The organism is Candidatus Omnitrophota bacterium (assembly GCA_028715965.1).
Lineage (GTDB): Bacteria > Omnitrophota > Gorgyraeia > Tantalellales > Tantalellaceae > JAQUQS01.
Window position 1 is genome coordinate 1 of sequence record JAQUQS010000065.1, and the last position, 2,795, is coordinate 2,795.

At 53.0% G+C, this 2,795-nt stretch carries 4 protein-coding genes; all 4 read right to left on the minus strand.

From position 1 onward, the window contains the following. Positions 1-438 (minus strand): sugar nucleotide-binding protein (locus tag PHH49_08760; GenBank protein ID MDD5489030.1); only part of this gene is annotated, 438 nt, incomplete at its 3' end. Next, positions 435-1,508: a class I SAM-dependent methyltransferase gene (locus PHH49_08765; protein ID MDD5489031.1), complete on the minus strand. Its 1,074-nt coding sequence runs from the start codon at positions 1,506-1,508 to the stop codon at positions 435-437. The genes PHH49_08765 and PHH49_08760, both read right to left, overlap by 4 nt. After that, positions 1,505-2,365, minus strand: a complete 861-nt coding sequence (locus PHH49_08770; protein ID MDD5489032.1) for a CDP-alcohol phosphatidyltransferase family protein — start codon at positions 2,363-2,365, stop codon at positions 1,505-1,507. The genes PHH49_08765 and PHH49_08770 overlap by 4 nt, the downstream gene beginning before the upstream one ends. Then, on the minus strand, positions 2,362-2,795 hold a 434-nt coding region (locus PHH49_08775; protein ID MDD5489033.1), incomplete at its 5' end, for a hypothetical protein. The genes PHH49_08775 and PHH49_08770, both read right to left, overlap by 4 nt.

The window sequence follows — 2,795 nt, forward strand, 5'->3', positions numbered from 1 at the left end:
ATGTTCCCTTACGAACATCTCCCCCTGCAATTTACTGTGACCGTATATGTTGACCGGCCCGGGCTCATCGAATTCCGTATACGGCTCTTCCTTTTCACCACCGAAGACGGCACCCGTACTTATATAAAGTAACCGCGCTCCGCAGGAAGCGCAGGCGAATGCCACATTCTCAGTACCAAGCGCGTTAACCCGGAACGCGTGGTCCGGGTCCTTTTCACAAAGGTCCACGTTGGTCTCTGCCCCGAGATGAAAAACATGATCCGGCCGGGCAGACTCTATCTGGCGCCGCACTTCCTTGAGGTCGGTCACATCAAGCGCTTCTATGTCCGGAAGCCGCCTGTTTATATCTGTCAATATGAGTTCGTGCCCTTCCTTCCTCAATACCGGTATCACTTCGGCCGCCAGCATACCCGCCGCGCCGGTAAGGAATATTTTCATGATCTCCCCCCTCTTCCAGTGACGTTACCCTTTCTAGCGTGAACGATCAGGCTAGGCGCCAGAAATGTCATCTTCATACTTTTGAACACCACATGCTCTATCGCCCGGAGTATGGCCTTTTTCCATAATGGTTTCTTCCCGGCGGACCTCACGTAACGGTAATGCTCCATACCCTTATCGCTTATAACAAGCTCCGGATTCAGGTAATCCGGGAACCCATAATATACGTCACACTCCTCGAAACCCGCGCTTTTTAAAAGTCGGACAAGCCCCCTCTTTGAATGGGTCCACGTGCGGAACCTCCTGCCCCTGAATATAAGCGACATGGCGTCCTGCATCCACCTCGGCATGAACGCCACGAACCTCATGCCGGAATGCTGTTCCGGCATGCCGAGAAAATAAAAAAAGTCGTACCTGTTCTCTATCGCCAGGTACAGCGTGCCGTCATCCTTCATCGCGTGGTTAAGTTTAAGCAGGAGATCGCGCTGCACCTCCACGGGGGACACCTCACGTTCACGTAACTTGCCGGGAAGAGCGCGCAGGTTCCCCCATATCCCGCCGTTTTTTCTGAACGCGCCCACTTCTACATGCTCCGTTTCCGGCACCCACTCCAGGACCCCGTTCACTATTATCTTGTCAAAAACACCCTCGTGGAGCTCTATTTTCCTAAGGTCGGCGCACACTATATGCAGGTTGGACAGGGCCTCTTCCCTTTTTCTTTTTTCAAGAAGCCTCAAGCTCTCTTCAGTCTGGTCCATGCCCACTACAGTAGCCCCGGTCCTGGCGAGCGGCACCGTAAGCGCCCCCCACATACATCCCGCGTCGAGCACCAGGTCATTGTCAGATATATCCAGCCCAGCCAGACCGCCAGCCCGTTTCGGGGAAAATATCACGTCTTCATGCCCCTTGAAATATTTCCTCACCGTCCCCACGGACCCAAGCCCCTCTATGTCTTTCAGGTATTCCGTGTTATCGGACCTTTTTATGTTCGACCAGTACCCTCCTTCGGGCCCGAACCACATACCGCTATTTTCAATGAGCGGTGTTCTTATAACGCTATTGATCGTCACTTTTTTATCCTTTCATATGTTTCGAACACTTCGCCATATTTGTCCCGCAAACTGGATCCCACCCAGTCGCCCTTGAGAACGGCGTATAAAGAACACAGAAAAAGCAACACGTCCTTTACCAGGAACCCCGCGAAGACCAGCCAGACAATGGAATATCGCGATACCTGCTCGAACACCAGTAACAGACAGATAAGATCGACCGTCCTGGCGCGATTATCCAGCACCCGGTTAAGGAGCGAATATCCCCTGGCCGCCATCCCACCACCATCCGCCATACCGCGAAATGGCGCGTCCTCTTTTTTATCCCGGCACAGAAAGGCCCTTATCTGGCTTTCTGAGTTCATGTTCTTAAAAAGCTCCGAATAAGCGAACAAGTGTATGCGGCCCAGGGTAAAAAGCGGGATGAGCGGAAGTAAATACAGGAACATGATATTGCCCGTACGCGAATACGAATAAGCTCCCAGCGCCATTTGCAGCACAACGCCACCCAGGGACGACGCGTATGGGTCAAGAACAGCACCGGAGGCGGAAGTACGCCCCGTTATCCTGGCCAGATGCCCGTCACTCCAGTCCAACACGCCCTTTATGAAATATATCACCGCGCCAGCCACCACACATCCCGGCAATCCCGAACCTATAAGCACCGCCCCCACGATCCCCGTAAGGGCGTATGTTACCGTCACGGCATTAGGCGTGATCCGCGTCCTCAGCAGAAGGTATACCAGTACAGCGCTCGCTTCCATGTAGAAACGCGCCTTCAGGAAAGTGTACGGGCATTTCCGCCAGTCGTTCACATAAGGATATAACCTGGAATGGTAGTCATACTGGTATTCCCTTAATTCCCTGATAGACTTCACGCTTTCCCTTTCCGGATATCACGCTCTATCCTTTCAGCCTCATTTAGTTCCTCCATAAAATCGACCTCTACCCACGGCAAGCCATCCGTGTGGCAGATGGAAATATCATTGCCTTTACCCGCGAGACGGGTAAAGGCATACGTATCGTACGCGTCGACAACCCCCTCGCGGACCACGTCATTGATCTCACCGAACATCTCTTCCCCTCCTCGGGGGGAGAATCTCGCTATGCCGATCCATTCTCCGTACGCCTCGGACAGCGCTATATGCTTGCTGGATTCGACGAACCTGCCGTCCGTGACCCTGACCTTCATGTCCTCTTCGTCACACTCTTTACGATCCACCGCCAGGACTATGTCCCCTTTACCGGCCATGCATTTTGAAAGTATCCCCTCATCATAGACAAGATCCCCATGCAAATACAGGAAAT